This is a genomic window from Streptomyces sp. NPDC002176, assembly GCF_044903645.1.
Taxonomy (GTDB): domain Bacteria; phylum Actinomycetota; class Actinomycetes; order Streptomycetales; family Streptomycetaceae; genus Streptomyces.
The window spans coordinates 79,904-104,556 of sequence record NZ_JBJDQW010000002.1 but is presented as its reverse complement, the minus strand read 5'-3'; the positions used below and the strand labels follow the sequence as shown (position 1 = coordinate 104,556).

Below are 24,653 nucleotides of genomic sequence, written 5' to 3'. Positions count from 1 at the left end.
TCCGGGTGCTTCACACCTCTGTTCGTGGCTCCGCCCCCACCCGCCGGTCCTTCCTGCGGGCCCTCGGGGGCACCGCCGCGCTCGGCGCGCTCGCCGGGTGCGGGGTGCCCTCGGCGTACGTCCGCCCCGGCGACCGCTCCGCCCCCGACCGCTCCGCCGCCGACCACCGGCTGACCTGGTCGAACTGGCCGCTGTACATCGACACCGATGACAATGACGCGCGCAAGCGGCCCACGCTGGACGCCTTCGAGAAGCGCACCGGGATCTCCGTCGACTACGTCGAGGAGATCAACGACAACGACGAGTTCTTCGGCAAGATCAGCCCCGCCCTGATGAACCACCGGCCCACCGGCCGCGACCTCATCGTCATCAGCGACTGGATGTGCGCGCGGTACGTCCGCCTCGGCTGGGTCCAGCGGATGGACCGGGCCGGGCAGCCGAACGTAGCGAAGTATTTGGACCCCCTGCTGCGCCGCCCCGCCTTCGACCCCGGCCGCCTGTTCACCGTCCCCTGGCAGTCCGGCATCACCGGCATCGCGTACGACCGCCGCCGTCTCGGCCGCGAGATCCGGCACGTGAAGGACCTCTGGGCGAGCGACCTCAAGGGCCGGGTGACGCTGTTCTCCGGGCTGAACGAGGCGTTCGCGCTGCTGATGCAGGGCAACGGCGTGGACATCACCCGCTGGACGGCCGCCGACTTCCACACCATGTGCGACCAGGTGGAACGCGAGGTCCGCCGGGGCCAGATCCGCCGCTTCACCGGCAACGACTACACCAAGGACCTGGTCAGCGGCGATGTCCTGGCCTGCCAGGCGTACTCCGGCGACGTCATCCAGCTCCAGGCCGACAACCCGCACATCCGCTTCGTCGTCCCCGAGGAGGGCGCCGAACTCTGGTCGGACTCCCTGATGATCCCCGACCGCGCCGCCCACAAGGCCGACGCCGAGCGCCTGATCGACTACTACTACACCCCGTCGGTGGCGGCCGAGTTGGCCACCTGGGTCAACTACGTCTGCCCGGTCCCGGCCGCCCAGCACATCCTCGCCGACAGCGACGACCCGGAAACAGCGTCCCTCGCCGCGAACCCCCTCATCTTCCCCACCCCCACCATGCGCAAGCGCCTGGCCATCGCCCGCGACATCAAGGCGTCGGAACGGGCGGAGTTCATGCGGCGGTGGAACTCGATCGTCGGGCTGTAGGGGTCGCGCGGCGGCGTCGGAATCTGCTTCTCCGAGCCGGACCGAATTCCGTCAAAAGCCGTCGTGACCGGGCAGTAGGGGTCTAACGTATCCCCCCTGCGATCAAGGGGGGCGTATGCGGGCGACGTCGTTGCGCAAGGGGGAGAACGCGCCATTGCTGTCGGCGCCGGTGCTGCTGTCGGTCTCGGTGCAGGGACCTGCGTCGGACGTCTCGGCGCTGCTGCTCGGCGCGCAGGGCAAGGTGCGGGGCGACCATGACCTGGTCTTCTACAACCATCCGGCCCAGGACGGCGTATCGGTCGCGGGCTCGGTGGTGACGGCGGATCTCGGCCGCGTGCCCGCCGACGTGGACCGGGTGGCCATCGTCGTCAGCGTCGACCCGGGGCAGCCGGGCGGGGTCTTCACCCGCGCCCCCGTACTCGCGATCACCCAGCCGGGCACCACGGAACTCTCCTTCACCGCGCCGGACTTCACCGCGGGAGAGACGGTCGTCGTCCTCGCCGAGCTGTATCGGCGCGAGGGCGCCTGGAAGGTCCGGGCCGTGGGTCAGGGGTACGCCTCCGGGCTGGCCGGTCTCGCCACCGACTACGGCGTCGACGTGGAACCTCCCGCGCCCGCCCCGGTTCCGGTCCAGCGACCGCGGGCACCGAGCGCCGTGGTGGACTTGGCCAAGGTGGAGCGGGTCGCGCCGGCTCTGGTCGCCCCGGCCCGGCAGGCGTCCCGGGTGCTGGCGATGCGGGGCATCGGGCAGCGGCGGGCGGCGGTGTACCTGCTGCTGGACCACGGCTGGAACATGGAGGAGCTGTACGAGTCGTTCGCCGTACAGGCTTTCGCGGAACGGGTGCTGGCCCTCTCGGCCAACCTGGACGACGACGGCACCGTCCCCGTCCTCTTCTCCAGCGGGGACCAGCCGTTCCTGGAGGACATCCGGCTCGACAACTACCGGGGCCGGATCGACCAGTTGCACACCCAGGTCGACTGGGGCTGGGGCAATGTCGCGGCGGCGATGCGGCACGCGGTCGGCCACTACCGGGAGTCAGGGGCGCAGGACCCGGCGTTCATCGTGACCCAGGTCGGCGACGAGCCCTGGGACAAGGCCGAGGTGCGGTCCCTCCTCCAGAACACCGCCTCCCTTGGGGTGTTCTGGCTCTTCGTCGGCTTCGGCCGAGGCAAGCTCGCCTTCTACAAGAACCTCAACGCCGCCACCGGTGCCAAGTTCCCCAACGTCGCCTTCTACGACGCGAGCAAGAATCCGGGGGCGGTGCCGGACGAACGGTTCTACGCGGGGCTGGTGGAGGGGTTCGCGGCGTGGATGCGGGGCTGAGGGACATCGTGCGGGGCCGTCTGGGCTCCGAGAGTGCCGTGGGTGATCTGCGGAGGTACTTCGGGCTGGAGGGCGGGGCCGCTTATACGGGGGCGCGGTTCGAGCATCTGGGGGGCGGGGGTGATCGGGACGGGGTCGCGGATGTGGTGACGGCGGAGGATCTGGTCGCGGTGCAGATGTTGTCGGTGACGGTGTCGGCGAAGGGCGCCTTGGAACTGCTGGAGGGCGAGCCGGGCAGGCGGCTGAGCGGGCTGCTGAGGCGTATACCGGTGGATGCCGACATGGCCGACGTCGATGCTGCGGAGTTGGACACCGGCTCGGCCGCTGTTCTGGCGTGGAAGCTCCTGCGTACTGTGGACGGCATCGGCTGGGTCACAGCGGGCAAGCTGCTGGCCCGTAAGCGGCCCCGACTGGTCCCCGTCTACGACAACGTCGTGAAGTGCCTGCTCGGCCGCCCCTCGGCCTTCTGGCTCCCCCTCCACACCGCCCTCCGAGCCGACGATCACGCCCTCCGCCACACCCTCCTCGACCTGCGGAAACGTGCTGGGATACCCGAGACGGTCAGTGCCCTCCGGGTCTGCGACATCGTCCTCTGGATGGCGCACGAGCAGGATCACAAGGCCCGGCGATGTGCCGGGCATGGCACGATTTCGGTATGACCACCTCACCCGCCGACCCGCGCCGCCTGCGGGAGCTCAAGCTGCTGCGGCAGGTGCGGGACCGGATCGACCGGGAGTACGCGCGGCCGCTGGACGTGGAGGCGTTGGCGCGGGGGGTGAACATGTCGGCGGGGCATCTCAGTCGGCAGTTCCGGGCGGCGTACGGGGAGTCGCCGTACAGCTATCTCATGACGCGGCGGATCGAGCGGGCGATGGCGTTGCTGCGGCGGGGGGATCTGAGTGTGACCGAGGTGTGCTTCGAGGTGGGGTGTTCGTCGCTGGGGACGTTCAGTACGCGGTTCAGGGAGCTGGTCGGGATGGCGCCGAGCGTGTACCGGACCGAGGCGGCGCGGGCGACGGAAGGGCTGCCGACCTGCGTGGTCAAGGTGGTGACCAGACCGGTCAGGAATCGAGAAGCGCGGGTCCCGGGCCACGGCTAGCGTGACGGCCATGGACATCAGCATTCACGCCAGCTTCCTCCCGCAGGACGACCCGGAGGCGGCCCTCGCCTTCTACCGGGACACCCTCGGCTTCGAGCTGCGCAACGACGTGGGACACAACGACCTGCGCTGGCTCACCGTCGGTCCCAAGGGCCAGCCGGACACGAACATCGTGCTCAGCCCGCCCGCCATGGACCCCGGCATCACCGACGACGAGCGGCGCGTCATCACCGAGATGATGGCCAAGGGCACGTACGCCAGCATGGTGCTCGCCACCCCCGACCTGGACGGTACCTTCGACCGGCTGGTGGCCGCCGGTGCCGACATCGTCCAGGAGCCCGCCGACCAGCCGTACGGCATCCGGGACTGCGCGGTACGGGACCCGGCGGGCAACATGCTCCGCATCCAGGAACACCGCTGAGCCTGCCCGGCGTACGACAAGAAGCCAGTACGTGAAGATGGAGATGGGATGACCAAGGGCACGGACGTGCACGCAGCCGACAGCCACGAGATGATCCGGGTCCACGGCGCGCGGGTGAACAACCTGAAGGACGTCAGCGTCGAGATCCCCAAGCGGCGGCTGACGGTGTTCACCGGCGTCTCCGGCTCCGGCAAGAGCTCGCTGGTGTTCGGCACCATCGCCGCCGAGTCGCAGCGGCTGATCAACGAGACGTACAGCGCGTTCGTCCAGGGCTTCATGCCGACGCTCGCCCGCCCCGAGGTGGACGTGCTCGACGGGCTGACCACCGCCATCATCGTGGACCAGCAGCGCCTCGGCGCCGACCCCCGCTCCACCGTCGGCACCGCCACCGACGCCAACGCCATGCTGCGCATCCTGTTCAGCCGCCTCGCCGCCCCGCACCTCGGCCCGCCCAGCGCGTACGCCTTCAACGTGGCGTCGGTGCAGGCCAGCGGCGCGATCACGGTGGACAAGGGGGCGCGCCGGGCGGAGAAGGTGACCTTCAGCCGCACCGGCGGGATGTGCCCGCGCTGCGAGGGCCGGGGCGCGGTCACCGACATCGACCTCACCCAGCTCTACGACGACACCAAGTCGCTGCGCGAGGGCGCGCTGACCATCCCCGGCTACAGCGTGGACGGCTGGTACGGCCGTATCTACACCGGCTGCGGCTTCTTCGACCCCGACAAGCCGATCGCCAAGTTCACCAAGCGCGAGCTGCACGACCTGCTCCACAAGGAGCCCACCAAGATCAAGGTGGAGGGCATCAACCTCACGTACGAGGGCCTGATCCCGAAGATCCAGAAGTCGTTCCTCTCCAAGGACGTCGACGCGCTCCAGCCGCACGTACGCGCCTTCGTGGAGCGCGCCGTCACCTTCACCGTCTGCCCCGACTGCGCGGGCACCCGGCTCAACGAGGGGGCCCGCACCTCGACCATCGACGGCGTGAGCATCGCCGACGCCTGCGCGATGCAGATCACCGACCTCGCCGCATGGGTACGCGGCCTCGACGCCCCCTCGGTCGCCCCGCTGCTCACCGCGCTGGGCCACAGCCTGGACTCGTTCGTGGAGATCGGCCTCGGCTATCTTTCCCTGGACCGCCCCTCGGGCACGCTGTCCGGCGGCGAGGCGCAGCGGGTCAAGATGATCCGGCACCTCGGCTCCTCGCTCACCGACGTCACGTACGTCTTCGACGAGCCCACCACCGGACTGCACCCGCACGACATCCAGCGGATGAACGGCCTGCTGCTGCGCCTGCGCGACAAGGGCAACACGGTGCTGGTCGTGGAGCACAAGCCGGAGACCATCGCCATCGCCGACCACGTGGTTGACCTCGGTCCGGGCGCCGGTACGGGCGGCGGTGCCGTCTGCTTCGAGGGCACGGTGGACGGGCTGCGGGCCTCGGACACCGTCACCGGGCGCCATCTGGACGACCGGGCCTCGCTGAAGAAGACCGTCCGTAAGGCCACCGGCGCGCTGGAGATCCGGGGTGCGGACGCCAACAACCTGCGCGGGGTCGACGTGGACATCCCGCTCGGGGTGCTGGTCGCGGTGACCGGGGTCGCCGGGTCCGGCAAGAGTTCGCTGGTGCACGGGTCGGTGCCCGAGGGTGACGGGGTCATCTCCGTGGACCAGGGCGCGATCCGGGGTTCGCGGCGGAGCAACCCGGCCACCTACACAGGGCTGTTGGACCCGATCCGCAAGGCGTTCGCCAAGGCCAACGGGGTCAAGCCCGCGTTGTTCAGCGCCAACTCCGAGGGTGCGTGCCCCACGTGCAACGGCGTCGGCGTGGTCTACACCGACCTCGCCATGATGGCGGGCGTCGCCACGACCTGCGAGGAGTGCGAGGGGCGGCGCTTCCAGGCGGCGGTGCTGGAGTACCGGCTCGGGGGCCGCGACATCAGCGAGGTGCTGGCGATGCCGGTCAGCGAGGCGGAGGCGTTCTTCGCGGAGGGCGAGGCCCGTATCCCGGCCGCGCACCGCATCCTTACCCGCCTCTCCGACGTGGGCCTCGGCTACCTCCCCCTCGGCCAGCCGCTGACCACCCTCTCCGGCGGCGAACGCCAACGACTCAAGCTGGCCACGCACATGGCGGACAAGGGTGGTGTGTACGTCCTCGACGAGCCGACCGCCGGACTGCACCTCGCCGATGTCGAGCAACTGCTCGTTCTGCTGGACCGGTTGGTCGACTCCGGCAAGTCCGTCATCGTCGTGGAACACCACCAGGCGGTGATGGCCCACGCGGACTGGATCATCGACCTGGGGCCGGGTGCGGGTCATGACGGCGGGCAGGTCGTGTTCGAGGGGACGCCGACGGAGCTGGTGGCGGACGGGTCGACGCTGACGGGACGGCACTTGGCGGAGTACGTGGGGGAGTGACGGCTCCGGCCCGGGCGGTCAGGTCGGCCGCCTTGGTCAGAGCATGTCGCGCATCCGGACGATCTCGCTGGTCTGCTGGGCGATGACGTCGTCGGCCATCTCCTCGATCTGGATGTTGTTGCCCTGTGCCTTCACGTCGGTGGCCATGGTGATGGCGCCGTCGTGGTGGGCGATCATCAGCTTCAGGAAGAGCTGGTCGAACGCCTTGCCCTTGGCGGCGCGGAGTTCGGCGAGCTGGGCGTCGGTGGCCATGCCGGGCATGACGGCGTGCTGGTGAGCGTCTTTGGCGCCCTTGCCGTATGTGCTCAACCAGCCCTTCATGGAGGCGATTTCGGGTCCCTGCGCGGCGGATATCCGTTCCGCGATGCGCTTCACCTGGATCGACTGGGCTCTCTTCTGGGCGAGTTCGGTCAACGTCAGGGCCTGGGCGTGGTGCGTGATCATCATGTGCGCGTAGGAACGGTCCGCCGCGTTGGGGGAGTTGTCGTCCTCGCGCTGCTCGGCGGCGTCCTCGGCGGACATCGTCCGGTTCGCCTCGCCCGGCTTGCCCGGCGCGATGACCGAAGGTCCGGCGTGCGTTGCGGAGTCGGGGTCGGAACCGGAGCAGCCGCCCATCGTGAGTACGGCAGCCGCCGTCAGGAGGGCCGTGGTGAGGGATGTGCGGCGGTGAACCACGGAGATCTCCTGCCTTCGCGATGGTGCGGACACTGACCGTCCTAGCACTTTCCGGCCCGCGAATGACCGAGAACCTTCGGATGCGACTCATTGCGCACTGTTGACCTGTCCATGACGCGGACGATACTGCGGGGGAGTGTGAGCCGCGCCCCCACGTCCGGCACCAGGGAGGAAGCAGTGACCCTGTCCCACGATCCCCGAACCCGTCGCAGACGCCTGGGAGTTGCCGCCGCCGCGGCAGGTCTCCTGGCCGCGCTGCTCACCACGGCACCAGCCTCCGCCACCCCCGACCCCGGCGACAGCCCCGCCGCCGGGCAGCGCGTCTCCAAGAGCGACGCGGCCGAGGTGCGCGATGCGATCGCGGACGGTGAGATACCGGGCCAGGACGAGATCGTCCACTCCGCCAACATCGAACACCTCACCAACGTCCCCAAGGACGCCCTGCCCGGCTTCAACACCGACCTCGCCTTCCAGGGCCGGTACGCCTACGCGGGCAACTACGACGGCTTCCGCATCTTCGACATCAGCAACCCGAAGGCGCCGAAGACGGTCTCGCAGGTGCTGTGCCCCGGCTCGCAGAACGACGTCTCCGTCAGCGGCGACCTGCTCTTCCTCTCCACCGACTCCTCGCGCAGCGACAACTCCTGCGCGAGCACCTCCCAGCCCGCGACCGAGAAGTCGTCGTGGGAGGGCATGAAGATCTTCGACATCAGCGACAAGGCGAACCCGAAGTACGTCGCCGCCGTGGAGACCGCGTGCGGCTCCCACACCCACACGCTGGTGCCCGACCGCCGAGACGTCTACATCTACGTCTCCTCGTACTCGCCGAGCGCCACCTTCCCCGACTGCCAGCCGCCGCACGACGGCATCTCGGTCATCAAGGTGCCGCGCAAGGCGCCCGAGAAGGCGGCCGTGGTCGGCTTCCCCGTCCTCTTCCCCGGCGAGGGCCCCGACGGCGGCGGCAACCCCGGCGCGCCCACCAACCCCGGCGTCTCCAAGACCACCGGCTGCCACGACCTGACCGTGCTGCCCTCCAAGGACCTCGCGGCGGGCGCCTGCATGGGCGACGGCATCCTGTTCTCCATCAAGGACCCCGAGCACCCGAAGGTCATCGACCGGGTCCAGGACAACGTCAACTTCGCCTTCTGGCACTCCGCGACGTTCAACCAGCGCGCGGACAAAGTCGTCTTCACCGACGAGCTGGGCGGCGGCGGCGCGGCCACCTGCAACGCGGCCATCGGCCCGAACCGCGGCGCCGACGGCATCTACGACATCGTGGGCCGTGGCGACCACCGCAAACTGGTCTTCCGCAACTACTACAAGATCCCCCGCCACCAGGCCGACACCGAGAACTGCGTCGCCCACAACGGCTCCCTCATCCCCGTCAAGGGCCGCGACCTCATGGTCCAGGCGTGGTACCAAGGCGGCATCTCCGTCTGGGACTTCACCGACTCCCGCCACCCCAAGGAGATCGCCTACTTCGAACGCGGCCCCCTCTCCACGGACACCCTCCAGGTCGGCGGCTCGTGGTCGGCGTACTACTACAACGGCTACATCTACTCCAACGACATCGTGAAGGGGTTCGACGTCCTGAAACTGAACGACCGCCGCACCGACTCGGCCCGCCGGGTCCACCTGCCGGAACTGAATGTGCAGACGCAGCCGGAGTACTTCGACTGAGGCGTTGGCCGCTCGCCGGAAGGTGGGCGGCCTCTGCCATCTCATAGAAACCTTCAGCCGCGCTGACGCAGTTGTTGGACTACCGGTACCACAGCCAGGCAGAGCAATGCGGCTCCTCCGAACGCTGCACCTGCCGAGAGCAGTGCCTCCGAGGTGTGACTGCCACCGAGGATCTTCAGAAACCCCACGCAGACCGCGACGAGGGTGGAGAACAAGGCCATGACCAGCAGCCATGGAATCCACGCGCTGCTTGCAGATGTGGGCGCCGACGGGGGAGGGGGCGTCGGAACAGACGGTCGGTGCCTGGCACTCACAGCGCTGCTTCCTTTTCGAATCGGTGGGGAGGAGTAGTGGCTGCATCGGCTCTGACCGCTGGACTGAGCAGCGCTTCCGCCAGTGCGATGCGAGCGCGCCGCGCCGAGTCAGCGACGGCGAGATGCGCGCGATCCAGTTCGTCGAGGCCGTTCAGCGCCGCCACGCGCTCTTCCTGCTCGGCAAGGGGGGGCAGTGAAATTCGCAGCGTTCCTAGAGATTCCGACCGGAGTGAGGGAGCGGCGGTTGCTGCTGCCCGGTCCCGCATCCATGCCACGGATTCGTCCAGGCACAGATAGTGGAGCAGGTACTCGGGCAGCACCTGGTTCATCCGGTCCGCGGGCACACGGAGCCGGATGATGTTGGGGCTCATAAGCCAGCCCGCCTGATGCTGCTGTACCAGCGCCGGCGGAACGATCGCACCGGATCGGATACAGACAATGTCCCGATGCCGCACCGCGAAGTGCTTCAGCCGGCGTGCTGTCTCCTCGGTCACCCGTTCATCCGCATCGTCGCTGACACGCTGGTGCTTCAAATGCCGCGGGAATACCACTGGGACTGTGCCGTTGACGCTACGTTGATCCTTGCCGAGCTTGGTATAGGAGGGACCGGCCTGGATTTCGCACAGTGAGGCAAGGCTGAATGTTCCAGCTTTCCGACGGCCTTGAAGGATCGGTGCGGGTCCACGCCCCCCTAGCGGGAGTCCCGTGAGAGCGTCCTGTACATCCCCGAGGTGCTCCTCGGCGTCGTCCAGATGTTTCCAGGCAGAAATGAGCTTGTGCTCGGTGCCGTCTCCACCACCTGCGTGCTCGATGTGATCGAGAGGGTTGAGCGAGTAGCCGCTGAGGCACAGTTGTTCCCTGGGTACCAGAGCGGTTGCCACGACGTGCTCTCCCTCTTGTATGTCGGGGCGAGTTAAGGGCCCTCCTGTGTTTCGGTGGGCACGGTAGGCGGCGAGAAGAACTTCAGCGTCGTGGGCGCTGAGGACGCGTCGCGATCCGCTTTTTGTTCCCATGTGCCGCGCGTCGAGGAACAGCGTGTCGGAGCTCGGATTGTCAGGGTGGCGCAGTATCCACACGCAGACCGGAACGGTGGCGCCGGTGAACAACTGTGCAGGTAGGGCGATGACGCAGTCGACGACTCCGCTCTCCACCAAGTTCCGGCGGATGGCTTGCTCGGCCTTGTGACCGGAGTTGCCTGCCTTGTTGGGCATGATGATCGCGGCTCGGCCCCGCTTGCCCAGCTTGGCCACACAGTGCTGAACCCAGGCAAGGTTGTCATTGTCGAGTGGCGGAGGACCGAACGCCCATAGTCCTTCGCTGCGTTCTTCGCCGCCCGGGTCACTCATGTTGAACGGCGGGTTGGTGAGGACGATGTCGAACGAATCCAGCGGGGGACCCTCCGAGCCACCGTGCCACGGAGGCGTGCGCTTCAGGTCGAGATTCGGTGAGACGCCGTGGAGCAGCAGATTCATGGTTGCCAGCCGCCACGTCTCGGCACGTCTGGTCTCGCCGTACGACTGCAATCTTTCGCGGCGCGGCAGACCGTTCTTGTCCAGAGCGCAGGCGGCCATCGCCTCGATGAGGAATCCGCCGTCACGCGCGTAGGGATCGTAAACCGACTCGGGTTCTCCCGGACCGAACTCCGAGCACGCCAGATTTGTCATCAGCCGGACCACGGGGCGGGGAGTGAAGAACTCACCGCTACCGAGTGCGGCTCGTTGCTCGTACTCGTCAAGGATCAGGCCGAAGACGTCCTCGGTGAGGCTGCCCATCGCCTCCACGACCCTGCGAAGGTCACGAGCAGTCCGCGGCTCAAGCCGCCCCAATGCCTCCTGCATGCTTGAGTGCACCCCGATCCCACGCATGTCTTCGTCTGCGGTGCGGCCGATGTCCCGGAGCAACTGGTTGGCTTCGTCGACGCTGCCGAGAGTGCGGGCGCGGTCGGCCACCGCATCGAATCCTTTAGGGGAAGCGCTGCGCAGGTAGTGGAGGCAGAACAGAAGGTTCAGATAGTCGAGGACACTGGCCGCGCCGCGAACCCGGTCGACGAGGTTCCCCATCAGGTCGGTCACGATCTGTTGGTTTTCGGGCCGGGGTTCATCAACGGCGCCCGTCGGGATGCGGTACGACGTCGTGGTGCCGGGCCGGCTCTTCACGGCGTCTGAGGAACGCCCGTCGGACCATTCTCTTTTTCTTGCACGGTCCCCGTAGGTCGTACCCACGGTCTCGCCAGCAAGGAGCCGCGAGGGGGGAACCGGCCGGTGGTCCAGCCAGTCCATGATTTCCGACCGTCGGAAGTAGTCCTGTCCGTTGGAGCGCCGTGGTGGTGGGAAGCCGGCGCTCCCACTTTCCCAGGACGTCACGGTCGGGCGACTCACTCCGGCGAGTACCGAGATCTGGGCTCGTCTGAGCAGCGGATCGTCACGGGACGGGGGTGAGGGCATGTGCATGTGATCCTTTCCAGGACACCGCGAGCTGTAGCTGACGGTTGATTAGCCTAGGTCTGCGCGACGATGCTGACCAACTGCGCACCTACAGTGCGCAAATCGAGAAGGCGTTCCAAGCGCTGGGCATGCAACAGGGGTGTTCCGCTCTGGCCAGGCATTCGCCGACATCTAAGACTTCGTGGTCAAGGATGTTGTCTGAAGCGGGTGTTGGTCTCCATCCGACCCTCGCGTGCGCTGGAAGAGGATGCTTGCCGCGTCTGTACCTGATGGCCATGGACGCGTCATAATGTCGCGATGGGGCTTTCGTTACCCGACCCGAGGGGTCACCAGCGGGACGTCGTCTTCCTCAATGAACGCGGCCACTGTGTCGTCCTCGGCACGGCCGGGAGTGGCAAGACCACGATGGCGGTACACCGGGCTCACTACCTCGCCCGGGCGCCGGGAGTCGGTGGCCGCACGCTGCTGGTCACCTTCAACAAGGCGCTCGTCACCTACCTCAAGGGCATGGGGGCGGCCCCCTCCGAATCTCCAGATCGAGACCTATCACGCCTTCGCCCGCGGCTACCTCGCGCACCGGACAAAAGCGGCGGTGCGCATATGCAAGATCAAGAAGAAGTTGGTGGAGCAGGCGCTGCAGGAGGCCCGTCAGCGACTTCACGGCCGGGCGGTTGTCAAGCGTCCGCTGGAGTTCTTCCTGGACGAGCTGCACTGGTTGGTCGGGTACGGCATCAACCGGCAGACGTACGTGGAAGGCCGTACCCGTCGAGTTGGCCGTGGCAAACCCCTCCAGCAGCCCGATCGCGAAGTCGTTTTCGCGATCTACCAGCGCTATGAACAGATGCGCTCCGAGGTCGGGTACGAGTACGACTTCGAGAACATGGCGTCGTCCGTTCTGGCGCTGCTCAGTGAGGACGAGACCGCGCGGCACTACCGGCACGTGGTCGTCGACGAGGGGCAGGATTTCACGCCAGAGATGATCCGCAGTCTCGCGGCGGCCATCCCGAAGCATGGATCACTGACGTTCTTCGGGGACTACGCGCAGCAGATCTATGGCAGCCGGATGTCCTGGCGTTCACTCGGACTTCACGTACCTAAGGGAGTCGTGGAATTCGCTCACAATTACCGTAACAGTCGTCAGATCGCTCAACTCGCGCATGTTATGTCGGAGATGCCGCATTTCCAGGACGAGGTCGACCTCGTTCAACCGACCAGACCGGCTGCCGACGGCCCGAAGCCGACCATTCTGGAGACGCCCGGCAAAGAGCGGCAACTCGCTGAGGCCGCGCGCACAGCCCTGGCCCTGGGCGCCGACCGGCAAGTCGCGATTTTGATGCGTACTCGGGATCACGAAGCTCAGTTGAGGCGCCTTCTCACTGGTAGCCGTGTACCTGTCGAGAAGCTGCACCGCGACCTGCCACGCTGGACGGATCAGCCCGGTGTCTTCTACGGAACGTATTCGGCAGCGAAGGGCTTTGAGTTCGACTCGGTGATCCTGCCGTTCTGTGACGCGGACGAGCTGCCGAAGGCAAGCGAGTTGGAGGCGCACGGTTCTGACGAGGCGAAGGCGCGCGAAGCGCGGCAGTTGTACGTGGCCGTCACACGAGCCCGGGCGGAACTCGTCATTCTGCATTCAGGGAAACTCACCGACCTGCTGCCGAACGAGATGTCGGACCTCTATGTCCGGGTGGGCGCGTGAGCGACATCATCGCGCGGGCAACGGCCCGCAGTGTCACGCGACTGTGCCACTGCACCAAGTCGACCAACCTGTCCCACATCCTCCAGAGCGGTGGAATGCATTCGGTGGCCGCGCTGCGGGAAACATCCGGCGCCTATCGCCCGGCGGATATCCAGCGACTGGACGGGGCGCCGGACCGCACCTTTTTGAGTGTCGAGTATCCGAACGCGTGGTACCAGTTTCAGGCTGCGGGGCGGGACCCGTACTTCGCGGACTGGGTGGTGCTCACACTTGATGTCGAAGTGCTCGCCATGCCTGGTGTGCGGTTCTCTCCCTACAACTCGGCGCGGGACCAGAGTCTCGGCGCGCTGCCCGGCCCGGACGCCTTTGACGCTCTGTTCGCGCCTGTCGTGACCGGCAACGCCACCCGGAAGAGAGGACGGGGGCACCCGACGTGGTGGCCTACGGACGACCAGGCCGAGATACAGGTACCCGGAACCATTCCACTGGCCGCCATACGCTCGATCATCGTGCGGGACGAGCAGCAGGCGGCCTTGGAACACTTCAGGCTTGCACAGTTCAGCATGGAGACTCTCCTGCCGCCATTGGTCATCGCGCCAGTGCTCTTCGATCGCTACGCCTTGAGCAACTCTGTACGTGCGGGCTTCCGGCCACACGAGACCCCGTACATCCCACGAACGACGCTGGCAGAGTGAACACGTGAACGCTGAGCTTCACCCATGGAACGATCGGGCCCGCGGCGTCCTGGTCGGGTCAGCCGTCGGGGATGCCATGGGCTGGCCCTATGAGCGGCGCGACCAGACACGCTCGCTGCCGACCCAGAGCCAGGTTTCCGGTCGGTTCTTTGGCTGGCGGCGTATGACCGGCCACCGCTTCCGCCCGATCATCGATGACATCGGGCCGGGCGAGTACAGCGACGACACTCAGATGCTGATCGCGGTGGCCCGCGCTCGTCTCACCGCGGGAGACCAGTGGCTATCGTGGCTGCAACGAGTTGAGTGGCCTTTCCTTCTCGACTATGAACGTGGCGCGGGGGCCAGCGTCAAGCGTGCTTGCCGGGCTTGGGAGAAGCAGGGATCAGCCTGGGGAAACCGGGCCGACGACCAGGACAAGTACTTTGCCGCTGGAGCCAACGGTGCAGCCATGCGCATCGCGCCGCATGCCGTCGCTCACCACGAGAGTCCTTTTGCCGAGTTGGCCCAGGACGTGATCCGCGACGCAGCGACGACTCACGGGCATCCCCGTGCGCTTTTGGGCGCCTTGCTGCACGCCTACGCTCTGTGGGCCAGTTTGAGGCAGCCCGCGCCGCTCTCCTACGGCTGGCTGCTCGAAGCAGCGCTGGACGGATTGAAGGACTGGCGTGAACCGGTGTGGCAGAGCTTGGACCAGCGTTGGCTGGACGCAGCGTCACTGGCGTTCTCGGAGGAGTATGAGTGTGCTTGGGACGACACTGTGCAAGAGGTGGAGGAACTACTCTCCAGCGCACGGACGTCGCTGAAGAGTGGAGCCATCAGCGCTCCGTCCGCCTTCCTGGAGGAACACGGGCTGACGCGGCCCAAGACACGCGGGTCAGGCACGCTCTGTGCGGTGGCCGCCATATACCTTGCGGCCCGCTCCGCCTCCAATCCGGATGTCGGCGTCGGCGTACCGGCACGGCAACGGGGTGCGGATCCGGACACGTTGGCATCCATGACGGCTGGGCTGCTCGGGGCGGGACTGGGGCAGGAATGGCTTGGCGCCCATGGTCGGTCCGTCCAGGATGCTCGTCTGCTGGCGGGGCTGGCCGAGAATCTGCTCCAGCCGGTTCTCAAGCCGCAGGCCGTGCCCTCCCCGGACGAGGCACGTCAGGCACGGTCTCGGTTCCTTGCGGGAATCGATGCCGCCGACAGCGGAGCCAGCCTTGTCCTCCCGGATCGACGCGAAGCACGTGTGGTGAGTCGAGGCACGCTGGCGGCGGGCGGCTGGTCGGCGGAGCAAGCCACCCTGACCACCCTGGATGGACAGACCCTCTTCTTCATTCGCAGGATGCGGCGCCTGGATACAGAACACGCAGAGGCTGTGCATAGCCCCCAGGTAACAGCGAAGGAGCAGAACCGGCCGGCTGTGCAAGCGCGCTTGCAGGGGGCGTACCTGGCCGCCACCAATGTCGGGCGGGTGTATGAAGCCCTCACCGCCCTGGGCATGACTCCTTCCCGTCGGGGCAACGACTGGGTCTCCTACGACAACCTGGTCATCAGGCAGACCGAGGCCGAGGTGCGAGGGGCCGACGTGCCGGGAGCCCAACTTCGCCTTGCGATCAGCGAAGTCCGGGCCGCGTGGGAGCGACTGCGGGACATGGGATTCGACGGGGCGCTCCAGCGGGACGGGAGTGCCTTCTGGCTGCAGATCGACCTCTACCTGATCGTCTCTGTCAACAACGCGGAGTCGTCTGCCTGAGCGACGCACAGTGGTGAACGTCCATCTCACACCCTCTTCTGCAGGGCGGTCAGGGTGTCGATTCGGTTCGTTGTGATCGAGTCCGCTCCCAGCGACAGCAGCTTGCGCATGGAGCGGCCCGTGTCCGGGGTCCATACCGACAGGAGGTAGCCCTCCTTGTGGACTCGGGTGGCGAGGTCGCGGTCGACCAGGGAGAAGCGGTAGTTGAGGTAGCGGGGGCGCAGGGCGGTGAGGAGGGCGGGGCGGGGGCGGGCCTTTGTGGTCCAGGTGAGGGCCAGTTCGGCGGCGGGGGCGGCTGCGCGGAGGGTCAGGAGGGACCGGGCGCCTGAGGAGTAGTAGACGCGGTCTTCGGCGCCGGACTGGTGGACCACGTCCAGGACTCGGTCCGCCACTCGGGGGGTTACGCCGCCGCACAGGTCCGCCATGACCCGCGTGCCCTCTGTTGCCGACAGCGCTTCCGCCAGGGTCGGGACGCCGCCCGCCGTCAGTTCCGTCACCTGCGACGCCGTGAGGGACGCCAACGGGCGGTCGATCTCCCACAGGCGCTTCAGGGTGTCGTCGTGCAGCAGGACGGGGACGCCGTCGCGGGTGAGGCGTACGTCGATCTCGACCGCGTCCGCGCCCCGGTCGAGCGCGGAGCGCAGCGAGGCGAGGGTGTTCTCGCGGAAGCGGTAGGGGTCACCCCGGTGTGCGACGGCGGTCCAGGTCTGCATGGCCGTCATTCTGGCAGCCGGTGAAGCGTCGCCGGGCGAGGCCTCGCCTCGTGGGCGTGGGCAGGGAGCGGGCAACGGTGGTGCGGTGGACCGGCCGGGCCATGGGCGGCGGCAGGTCCGGCCAGCGGCGCAGAAGGGCTGCGACTGGGCGGGCCAACGGGGGCGCGGGGGCCGCGACCGGGGTGGCCGAGAGGGTTGCAGGGCTGTGACCGGGCTGGCCGAAAGGGCCTTGGGGCTCGCGAGCGGGCTTGCCCATAGGGATGCGGGGTTGTGAGCGGGCTGGCGGCAAGGCCCAGGCCGGCCCCGGGCGGGCCGGAACCGCCATGGGCCGCGACCGGGGCCGGCCGACGAGGCCCGTTGGTGGGTCCAGCTGTCCCCCGTTGGCCAGCCCCGGCAAGGGCCCCCTCACCCCGCGAGCCACGCCTCCGTGTACGCGTCGATCTCCGACGAGATCCGCTCCTTGCCCGCCGCGTCCAGGAACGACGCCTCCACCGCGTTCTTCGCCAGGGCGGCCAGACCCCGCTCGTCCAGGTCGAGCAGGCGGGCCGCGATCGCGTACTCCTTGTTCAGGTCCGTGCCGAACATCGGCGGGTCGTCGGAGTTGATGGTGACCAGGACGCCCGCGTCGACGAACTGCTTCAGCGGGTGTTCGTCCAGGGTGCGGACCGCGCGGGTGGCGATGTTGGAGGTGGGGCAGACCTCGAGGGCGATGCGGTGCTCGGCCAGGTGGGCCAGGAGCGCCGGGTCCTGGGCCGAGCTGGTGCCGTGGCCGATCCGCTCCGCGCGCAGCTCGGTCAGGGCGTCCCACACCGTCTGGGGGCCGGTGGTCTCGCCCGCGTGGGGGACCGAGTGCAGGCCCGCGGCGATCGCGCGGTCGAAGTACGGCTTGAACTGCGGGCGGGGTACGCCGATCTCCGGGCCGCCGAGGCCGAAGGACACCAGGCCCTCCGGGCGGACACGGTCGTCCGTCGCCATCCGGGCCGTCTCCTCCGCCGACTCCAGCCCGGCCTCGCCGGGGATGTCGAAGCACCAGCGCAGCACGGTCCCGAAGTCGGCCTCGGCGGATTTGCGGGCGTCCTCGATCGCGTCCATGAAGGCCCGGTCCGCTATGCCGCGCCGGGTCGAGGAGAACGGGGTGAGGGTCAGCTCGGCGTACCGCACCTGCTGCCGGGACATGTCGCGCGCGATCTCGTACGTCAGCAGCCGGACGTCCTCCGGGGTGCGGACCAGGTCCACGACCGACAGGTACACCTGGATGAAGTGCGCGAAGTCGGTGAAGGAGAAGTAGTCCGCCAGCGCCTCCGGATCGGTCGGGACCTTGGAGTCGGGGTGCCGGGCGGCCAGTTCCGAGACGATGCGGGGGGAGGCGGAACCGACGTGGTGGACGTGCAGTTCGGCCTTCGGCAGTCCGGCGATGAAAGCGTGCGGATCGCGGGCGGCGCTGCGCTCGGTCAAGGGGTCCTCCCCGAGGAAAGGCGCCCGGGGCCAGGGGTGACAGGTCGGGCGCGGGTGATCGGCTGATCGGATGGTGCGCAGACATCCTAGAGCGGGGCGGGAGCCGCGGCCGAGGCGCTACGGTCGGTGCAGGGAGTGGGTGGGTACGGCCCGTGCGGCGGCCCTAACATGATCTGACGATCGATGCGGGGGGATGAGGACGTGACGGAGCAGACGCAGCCCGACGGCGGACGAGGAGCTACGGGGCAGGAGGCGAGCTCCGATCCCTGGGCCCCGCCCCAGCCGCCACAGTCGCCCCAGTCTCCCCAGTCTCCCCAGGGGTCGGGCTCCGATCCGTGGGCCCCGCCCCAGCCGCCCCCGGGGCCTTCGCTCCGGAAGGACGCGCCGCCGCCCTCCGCGCAACAGCCCTCGGTCCACGACCAGGCCACCATGGCCGCGATGCCCGCCGTCGGCCTCGGCCCCTACGCGGGTCCCACGGTGCCGCCCCAGCCCGGCGCGCCCACCGGCCAAGCGGTCCCGCCCCCGCCGATCGCCCCGAACGGCCCCGGCGTTCCGCCGTTCACCCCCACCGGCGCCCCCGCGCCCCCCGCGGGCTACGGCTACCCGGGCTACCCCAGCCCGCAAGTCCCCCCGCCCTACCCGGGCCCGCACGGCACCTCGCCCTACCCCCAGCCCCCGGCCTACCCCCAGCCCCCCGCCTACGGCTGGCCCGGTGCCCCCATGGGCCCCGTCCCCCAGAACTCCGCGGGCACCGCCGCCCTCGTCCTCGGCATCCTCTCCATCGCCCTCTTCTGCTTCTACGGCGTCCTCTCCATCGTCATGGGTGTCGTCGCGGTGATCCTCGGTATCCAGGGCCGCAAGCGGGCCGACCGCGGTGAGGCCACCAACCGCTCCCAGGCCCAGGCGGGCATTGTGTGCGGAGTGATCGGCATCGTCGTCGGCCTCATCGCGCTGGCGTTCGTGATCTTGATGTACTTCCTCGCGGTCGGCGCGGACAGGCACTCGCACAGCCCGGACACCGACCCCGGCGACTCCTCCTACAACTCCGCGCCGCAGGTCCCCGCCTCACCCCGCCTCTGAACGCAGCCGCTCCCGAGCCGCCATCAGCGCGAAGCCCAGCAGGTTCGGCCCCTTCCAGCGGGCCGGGTCCCACGCGGCCTCGTCCCGCACGCCGAGCCCGATGCCCCACACGCGGTCCACCGGGCTCGCCTCCACCAGCACCCGCTCACCCGTGCCGAGCAGGTACGCGCGCAGCTCGGGGTCGGCGGCGAACTTGTGCACGCTGCCCTCGACGACGATCCGGAACCGTTCCCGGCGCCATATCTCCTCGTCGAAGCCCCGGACCAGCCGCCCCGCCTTCTTCGCCCCGGCCGGATGCTCAGCGGCCAGGACCAGCCGCTCGGCGTCCGGGTCGGCGAAGAGCCGCGCCTTGCCCGCCATCATCCAGTGCTCGGCCGTCGCGTAGCCGACCCCGTCCACCGTGAACGGCGCCGGCCACCACTGGCTCAGGCACCCCGCGCCCACGCTCCCGTCCCGCTGCGGGCGATGCCCCCAGAAGTGCAGATACTTCACGGGCGTCCCCGCCCGGACCGCGCCGATCAGCGCTTCCACCCCGTCGATCTTCCCCATGCACGGAAGTGTGGCAGCCGCCACTGACATTCCGTCCGGCCCCGAATGCCCTGAGTAGACAGCCCGCCGACAGATTCCGTCGCGTAACCAAAAGGCAACAACGGAATCCCTTGTTGGCGTCCCACTCCTCTGTCAGGATCGGCACTCAAATCGAGCTGGAGCCACGCCACCCGGCCCCCGACGGGGTGTCCGGCGGAGGAGAGCGACATGCACAAACCGGGCACCGACACCCCGGAACGATTTCCCGCACGCGACCGCGACCGCGAGCACGACCCCCTCCCCGACCGCTTCCGCGACCACTTCACCGACGGCGCGCAGTTCATCGCGGGCCGCCCCGCCCCCGGCACCTCGGGCCGCACCCACGCGGTGACCGACCCCGCGACCGGCGAGGAGGTGTACCGCTACGAACTCGCCGGGGAGCAGGACGTCGACGCGGCCGTGGCCGCCGCCCGCGCCGCCTTCCCCGGCTGGGCCGCCACCACGCCCGGCGAGCGCTCCGACGCGCTGAACCGCTTCGCCGCCGTGCTCGCGGACCGGGCCGAGGAGTTCGCCCGGGCCGAGTCGCTCCAGTGCGGCAAGCCGCTGAAGCTCACCCGCGAGTTCGACGTCCCCGGCACCATCGACAACACCGCCTTCTTCGCGGGCGCCGCCCGGCAGCTCCAGGGCCAGTCGGCGGGGGAGTACTCCGGCGACCACACCTCGTACGTCCGGCGCGAGCCGATCGGGGTGGTCGGGTCGATCGCGCCCTGGAACTACCCGCTCCAGATGGCCGCCTGGAAGATCCTCCCGGCCGTCGCCGCGGGCAACACCATCGTGCTCAAACCCGCCGAGCTGACCCCGCTCACCTCGCTGCTCTTCGCCCAGGCGGCCGTCGACGCGGGCATCCCGGACGGTGTGATCAACATCGTCAGCGGGACCGGGCCCGAGGCGGGGGAGCGGCTGGTCGAGCATCCGGACGTGGCGATGACCTCGTTCACCGGTTCCACCGCCGTCGGCCGCCGGGTCGCCGAGATCGCCACGGCCACCGTGAAGCGGCTCCACCTGGAGCTGGGCGGCAAGGCGCCGTTCGTCGTCTTCGACGACGCCGACCTGGACGCCGCCGTCAACGGCGCGGTCGCGGGCGCGCTCATCAACACCGGCCAGGACTGCACGGCCGCCACCCGCGCCTATGTGCAGCGCCCGCTGTACGAGGCGTTCGTGGAGCGGACCGCCGCGCTGATGGAGACCGTGCGGCTCGGCGACCCGTTCGCGACCGGCACCGACCTCGGCCCGCTCGTCTCGCACGCCCACCGCGACCGCGTCGCCGCCTTCGTGGACCGGGCCCGCGCCTACGCGACCGTCGTCACCGGCGGCGAGGCCCCCGGCGGCGACCTGAAGAGCGGCGCCTACTACCGGCCCACCCTGATCACCGGCGCCGCCCAGGACAGCGAGATCGTCCAGTCGGAGCTGTTCGGCCCGGTCCTCGTCGTGCTCCCCTTCGACACCGACGACGAGGGTCTCCGGCTCGCCAACGACACGCCTTACGGGCTCGCCGCCTCCGCCTGGACCGGCCACGTCTACCGCGCCCAGCGGGCCACCCGCGAGCTGCGCGCCGGGTGCGTGTGGATCAACGACCACATCCCAATCATCAGCGAGATGCCGCATGGCGGATATAAGGCGTCCGGGTTCGGCAAGGACATGTCGGCGTACTCCTTCGAGGAGTACACGCAGGTCAAGCACGTCATGTTCGACAACACGGCGGCCGTCCGCAAGGACTGGCACCGCACGGTCTTCGGGGACCGCCCCTAAGCGTCCCGTTCTCCGAAAGGGCACCACGCGTATGGATCAGTACGAGCCCGACCGCCTCACCCCGCCCCAGCTGGCCGCCGTGCGGCGCAGTCTGCGGAGCGGGCGGGCGGCCCTGACCCGCCGGTCGCTACTGCGGGCGTCCGCCGGAGGCGTGCTCACGGCGGGGGGCCTGGGCGCCCTCAGCGCCTGTGGCATCCCGGCGGCCGGACGGACCCCGGGCGGCACTTCGGCGGACGACCGCTCGGCCAAGGAGAAGACGGTCAACTTCTCCAACTGGACCGAGTACATCGACGTGGACGACAGCGGCAAGCACCACCCCACGCTCGAAGCGTTCCAGCAGAAGACCGGGATCTCGGTCCGGTACACCGAGGACATCAACGACAACAACGAGTTCTTCGGCAAGATCAAGCCGCAGCTCGCCGCGGGCCAGGAGACCGGCCGCGACCTGATCGTCCTCACCGACTGGCTGGCCGCCCGGCTGATCCGGCTCGGCTGGGTGCAGAAGCTGGACCCGGCGCACCTCCCGCACGCCTTCGCCAACCTCTCGCCCCAGTTCCGCACCCCCGACTGGGACCCCGGCCGCGCCTACTCCTACCCCTGGCAGGGCATCTCCACGGTCATCGCCTACAACAAGAAGGCGCTGGACGGCGTCGAGGTGAGATCCGTCTCCGACCTGCTCGACAACCCCAAGCTCAAGGGCCGGGTCGGCTTCCTCTCCGAGATGCGGGACAGCGTCGGCATGACCCTGCTCGACATGGGCAAGGACCCGGCCGACTTCACCGACGACGACTACGACGCGGCGATAGCCCGGCTGCAGAAGGGCGTCGACAAGGGGCAGATACGCCGGTTCACCGGCAACGACTACACCGCCGACCTCGCCAAGGGCGACTTCGCGGCCTGTGTCGCCTGGGCCGGTGACGTGGTCCAGCTCAAGGCGGACAGCCCCGATGTGGACTTCATCATTCCGGACAGCGGTTATGTCACGTCGACGGACAATATGCTGATCCCCAACAAGGCACGTCACAAGACGAACGCCGAGCGGCTGATCGACTTCTTCTACGAACCCGAGCAGGCCGCCGCGCTCGCCGCCTACATCAACTACGTCACTCCGGTCGACGACGTGAAGCCCTGGCTTGCGAAGATCGACCGGGACGCGGCGGACAACCCGCTGATCGTCCCCGACAAGGCCATGCAGGCGAAGTCCCACGCCTTCCGCTCCCTGAGCCAGAAGGAAGAGACGGCCTACGAAGAGAAGTTCGCAAAGCTCACAGGGGCGTGACGAGGATGAAGACGACGACAGACGGCAGCGGCGACGTCCGCCTCACCGGGATCGGCAAGACGTACGGCAGTTTCACCGCCGTGCACCCGCTGGACCTCACCGTGCCCCAGGGCTCCTTCTTCGCGCTGCTCGGCGCCTCCGGCTGCGGCAAGACCACCACCCTGCGCATGATCGCCGGACTGGAGGAGCCGACCTCCGGGACCGTGCACCTCGGTGATCTCGACGTCACCGGGCTGCCCCCGTACAAGCGGCCGGTCAACACGGTCTTCCAGTCCTACGCGCTCTTCCCGCACCTCGACATCTTCGAGAACGTCGCCTTCGGCCTGCGTCGGCGTGGCATCAAGAGCGTGAAGAAGCAGGTCGAGGAGATGCTGGAGCTGGTCCAGCTCGGTGAGCAGGCCCGGAAGAAGCCGCATCAGCTCTCCGGCGGCCAGCAGCAGCGCGTCGCCGTCGCCCGCGCCCTCATCAACCACCCCAAGGTGCTGCTGCTGGACGAACCCCTCGGCGCCCTCGACCTCAAGCTGCGCCGCCAGATGCAGCTGGAGCTGAAGCGCATCCAGACCGAGGTCGGCATCACCTTCGTCCATGTCACGCACGACCAGGAGGAGGCCATGACCATGGCCGACACGGTCGCCGTGATGAACGCGGGCCGCGTCGAGCAGCTCGGCTCGCCCGCCGAGCTGTACGAGAACCCGCGCACCACCTTCGTCGCCAACTTCCTCGGCACCTCCAACCTGATCGAGGCGGAGGTCGACTCGCGGAGCGGCGGTGACATCGTGCTGCGTGCCGGGGACGGCAAGCTGCTGCTGCCCGAGGCGCGATGTCAGGCCCCGGCGCCCACCGGCGGCAAGCTGCTGGTCGGCATCCGCCCCGAGAAGATCGCGCTCACCCACGCCGACGACGCGGGCTCGGTCCCCGAGGGCCGTAACCGCCTCACCGGCACCATCGCGGACGCCAGTTTCATCGGCGTCTCCACCCAGTACGTGATCGACAGCCCGGTGGCGGGCGCGCTCGCGGTGTACGCGCAGAACGTCGAGCGGGACATCCGCCTCGTCCCCGGCGCCGAGGTCGTCCTGCACTGGAATCCGGCGCACACCTTCGCCCTCGACGCGGCCCAGGACATCGACGCGGGCACCGAGGAAGAGGTGGCCGTCTGATGCCGACGCTCGCCGAGGCGCCCTCGCCGCTCGCCCCGCCGGAGCCCGCGAAGCCACCCCGCAAGCGCGGCCGGTTCACCCCGTACTGGCTGCTGCTGCCCGGCATCCTGTGGCTGATCGTGTTCTTCGCGCTGCCGATGGTCTACCAGGCGTCGACCTCGGTGCAGACCGGTTCGCTGGAGCAGGGTTACAAGGTCACCTGGCACTTCGCCACCTACTGGCACGCGCTCGCCGAGTACTGGCCGCAGTTCGTCCGCTCGGTGCTCTACGCGGCCGCCGCGACCGTGCTCTGTCTGCTGCTGGGCTACCCGCTGGCGTATCTGATCGCGTTCCGCGCCGGGCGCTGGCGGAACCTGATCATGGTCCTGGTGATCGCGCCGTTCTTCACCAGCTTCCTGATCCGCACCCTCGCCTGGAAGACGATCCTCGCGGACAACGGGCCCGTGGTGCACGCGCTGAACACCCTGCACGTGCTGGACGTGACCGGCTGGCTCGGCTGGACCGCGGGCGACCGGGTGCTGGCCACCCCGCTGGCGGTGGTGTGCGGGCTGACGTACAACTTCCTGCCGTTCATGATCCTGCCGCTGTACAGCTCGCTGGAGCGGATCGACGTACGGCTGCACGAGGCGGCCGGGGACCTGTACGCCCGGCCCTGGACCACCTTCCGCAAGGTGACCTTCCCGCTGTCGATGCCCGGCGTGGTCTCCGGCACCCTGCTCACCTTCATCCCGGCGGCCGGTGACTACGTCAACGCCGAGCTGCTCGGCTCCACCGACACCCGCATGATCGGCAACGTCATCCAGACCCAGTTCCTGCGCGTCCTGGACTATCCGACGGCCGCCGCGCTCTCCTTCATCCTCATGGCCGCGATCCTGGCCATGGTCACGCTCTACATCCGCCGGGCCGGGACGGAGGACCTCGTCTGA

19 protein-coding genes and 1 pseudogene are annotated in these 24,653 nt (G+C 68.7%); 15 read left to right on the top strand and 5 right to left on the bottom strand.

Features of this window, described 5'->3' with window-relative positions:
* Nucleotides 1–5 precede the first annotated feature (5 nt).
* The 6 genes from ACI2LY_RS08685 to ACI2LY_RS08660 all read left to right on the top strand — a co-directional run bounded on the left by ACI2LY_RS08685 (nt 6) and on the right by ACI2LY_RS08660 (nt 6,458).
* Complete coding sequence (locus ACI2LY_RS08685) at nt 6–1,199, top strand: extracellular solute-binding protein (protein ID WP_404706573.1); 1,194 nt, start codon at nt 6–8, stop codon at nt 1,197–1,199.
* Between the two features lie 115 nt (nt 1,200–1,314).
* Nucleotides 1,315–2,523 carry a VWA domain-containing protein gene (locus ACI2LY_RS08680; protein ID WP_404706572.1) on the top strand — a complete coding sequence of 403 codons (1,209 nt, stop codon included), beginning with the start codon at nt 1,315–1,317 and terminating at the stop codon, nt 2,521–2,523.
* Nucleotides 2,508–3,182: a DUF6308 family protein gene (locus ACI2LY_RS08675; protein ID WP_404706571.1), complete on the top strand. Its 675-nt coding sequence runs from the start codon at nt 2,508–2,510 to the stop codon at nt 3,180–3,182. Before ACI2LY_RS08680 ends, ACI2LY_RS08675 begins: the two co-directional genes overlap by 16 nt.
* On the top strand, nt 3,179–3,622 hold the full coding sequence (locus ACI2LY_RS08670) for a helix-turn-helix transcriptional regulator (protein ID WP_404706570.1): 444 nt from the start codon (nt 3,179–3,181) through the stop codon (nt 3,620–3,622). The genes ACI2LY_RS08675 and ACI2LY_RS08670 overlap by 4 nt, the downstream gene beginning before the upstream one ends.
* 10 nt (nt 3,623–3,632) lie before the next feature.
* Nucleotides 3,633–4,043 (top strand): VOC family protein, encoded by a 411-nt coding sequence (locus ACI2LY_RS08665; RefSeq protein WP_404706569.1) that lies wholly within the window; start codon nt 3,633–3,635, stop codon nt 4,041–4,043.
* Nucleotides 4,044–4,091: 48 nt separating this feature from the next.
* Nucleotides 4,092–6,458 (top strand): ATP-binding cassette domain-containing protein, encoded by a 2,367-nt coding sequence (locus tag ACI2LY_RS08660; protein ID WP_404706568.1) that lies wholly within the window; start codon nt 4,092–4,094, stop codon nt 6,456–6,458.
* A gap of 36 nt (nt 6,459–6,494) precedes the next feature.
* Here the strand turns inward: ACI2LY_RS08660 and ACI2LY_RS08655 are convergent, their stop codons facing one another.
* A complete protein-coding gene (locus ACI2LY_RS08655; protein ID WP_404707288.1) occupies nt 6,495–7,073 on the bottom strand; it encodes a DUF305 domain-containing protein in 579 nt (192 codons plus the stop codon).
* A gap of 237 nt (nt 7,074–7,310) precedes the next feature.
* Here ACI2LY_RS08655 and ACI2LY_RS08650 point away from each other — a divergent pair, with 237 nt between their 5' ends.
* A complete protein-coding gene (locus tag ACI2LY_RS08650) occupies nt 7,311–8,813 on the top strand; it encodes an LVIVD repeat-containing protein (RefSeq protein ID WP_404706567.1) in 1,503 nt (500 codons plus the stop codon).
* 310 nt (nt 8,814–9,123) lie between these two features.
* Here ACI2LY_RS08650 and ACI2LY_RS08645 read toward each other — a convergent pair whose 3' ends face one another.
* Nucleotides 9,124–11,406: an N-6 DNA methylase gene (locus ACI2LY_RS08645; protein ID WP_404706566.1), complete on the bottom strand. Its 2,283-nt coding sequence runs from the start codon at nt 11,404–11,406 to the stop codon at nt 9,124–9,126.
* 412 nt (nt 11,407–11,818) lie between these two features.
* Here ACI2LY_RS08645 and ACI2LY_RS08640 point away from each other — a divergent pair, with 412 nt between their 5' ends.
* Genes ACI2LY_RS08640 through ACI2LY_RS08630 form a run of 3 tightly spaced genes read left to right on the top strand, consistent with a single transcriptional unit; the run spans nt 11,819 to nt 15,706 of the window.
* Nucleotides 11,819–13,270 carry a 3'-5' exonuclease gene (locus ACI2LY_RS08640; RefSeq protein WP_404707287.1) on the top strand — a complete coding sequence of 484 codons (1,452 nt, stop codon included), beginning with the start codon at nt 11,819–11,821 and terminating at the stop codon, nt 13,268–13,270.
* Entirely contained in the window at nt 13,267–13,965 is a 699-nt protein-coding gene (locus ACI2LY_RS08635; RefSeq protein WP_404706565.1) for a DarT ssDNA thymidine ADP-ribosyltransferase family protein, read from the top strand. Before ACI2LY_RS08640 ends, ACI2LY_RS08635 begins: the two co-directional genes overlap by 4 nt.
* A gap of 4 nt (nt 13,966–13,969) precedes the next feature.
* The gene (locus ACI2LY_RS08630) at nt 13,970–15,706 is read left to right on the top strand and encodes an ADP-ribosylglycohydrolase family protein (protein ID WP_404706564.1); all 1,737 of its coding nucleotides are present in this window, start codon (nt 13,970–13,972) and stop codon (nt 15,704–15,706) included.
* 26 nt (nt 15,707–15,732) lie between these two features.
* Here ACI2LY_RS08630 and ACI2LY_RS08625 read toward each other — a convergent pair whose 3' ends face one another.
* Nucleotides 15,733–16,419, bottom strand: a complete 687-nt coding sequence (locus ACI2LY_RS08625) for a glycerophosphodiester phosphodiesterase (RefSeq protein WP_404706563.1) — start codon at nt 16,417–16,419, stop codon at nt 15,733–15,735.
* 405 nt (nt 16,420–16,824) lie between these two features.
* Nucleotides 16,825–17,933 (bottom strand): annotated as a pseudogene (locus tag ACI2LY_RS08620) (adenosine deaminase).
* A gap of 370 nt (nt 17,934–18,303) precedes the next feature.
* Between ACI2LY_RS08620 and ACI2LY_RS08615 the strand changes: the two are divergent.
* Nucleotides 18,304–18,954, top strand: coding sequence for a DUF4190 domain-containing protein (locus ACI2LY_RS08615; protein ID WP_404706562.1), 651 nt, complete (start codon nt 18,304–18,306; stop codon nt 18,952–18,954).
* On the opposite strand, the gene ACI2LY_RS08610 is transcribed toward ACI2LY_RS08615, so the two are convergent.
* Nucleotides 18,940–19,533 carry an NADAR family protein gene (locus ACI2LY_RS08610; RefSeq protein WP_404706561.1) on the bottom strand — a complete coding sequence of 198 codons (594 nt, stop codon included), beginning with the start codon at nt 19,531–19,533 and terminating at the stop codon, nt 18,940–18,942. The two genes, ACI2LY_RS08615 and ACI2LY_RS08610, sit on opposite strands and share 15 nt — an antisense overlap.
* Before the next feature lie 177 nt (nt 19,534–19,710).
* Between ACI2LY_RS08610 and ACI2LY_RS08605 the strand changes: the two genes are divergently transcribed.
* The 4 genes from ACI2LY_RS08605 to ACI2LY_RS08590 are packed head-to-tail and all read left to right on the top strand — an operon-like array spanning nt 19,711 to nt 24,653.
* Nucleotides 19,711–21,291 carry a gamma-aminobutyraldehyde dehydrogenase gene (locus ACI2LY_RS08605; protein ID WP_404706560.1) on the top strand — a complete coding sequence of 527 codons (1,581 nt, stop codon included), beginning with the start codon at nt 19,711–19,713 and terminating at the stop codon, nt 21,289–21,291.
* Between the two features lie 31 nt (nt 21,292–21,322).
* Entirely contained in the window at nt 21,323–22,570 is a 1,248-nt protein-coding gene (locus ACI2LY_RS08600) for a PotD/PotF family extracellular solute-binding protein (protein ID WP_404706559.1), read from the top strand.
* 5 nt (nt 22,571–22,575) lie between these two features.
* Nucleotides 22,576–23,727 (top strand): ABC transporter ATP-binding protein, encoded by a 1,152-nt coding sequence (locus tag ACI2LY_RS08595; protein WP_404706558.1) that lies wholly within the window; start codon nt 22,576–22,578, stop codon nt 23,725–23,727.
* Nucleotides 23,727–24,653 (top strand): ABC transporter permease, encoded by a 927-nt coding sequence (locus ACI2LY_RS08590; RefSeq protein WP_404706557.1) that lies wholly within the window; start codon nt 23,727–23,729, stop codon nt 24,651–24,653. The genes ACI2LY_RS08595 and ACI2LY_RS08590 overlap by 1 nt, the downstream gene beginning before the upstream one ends.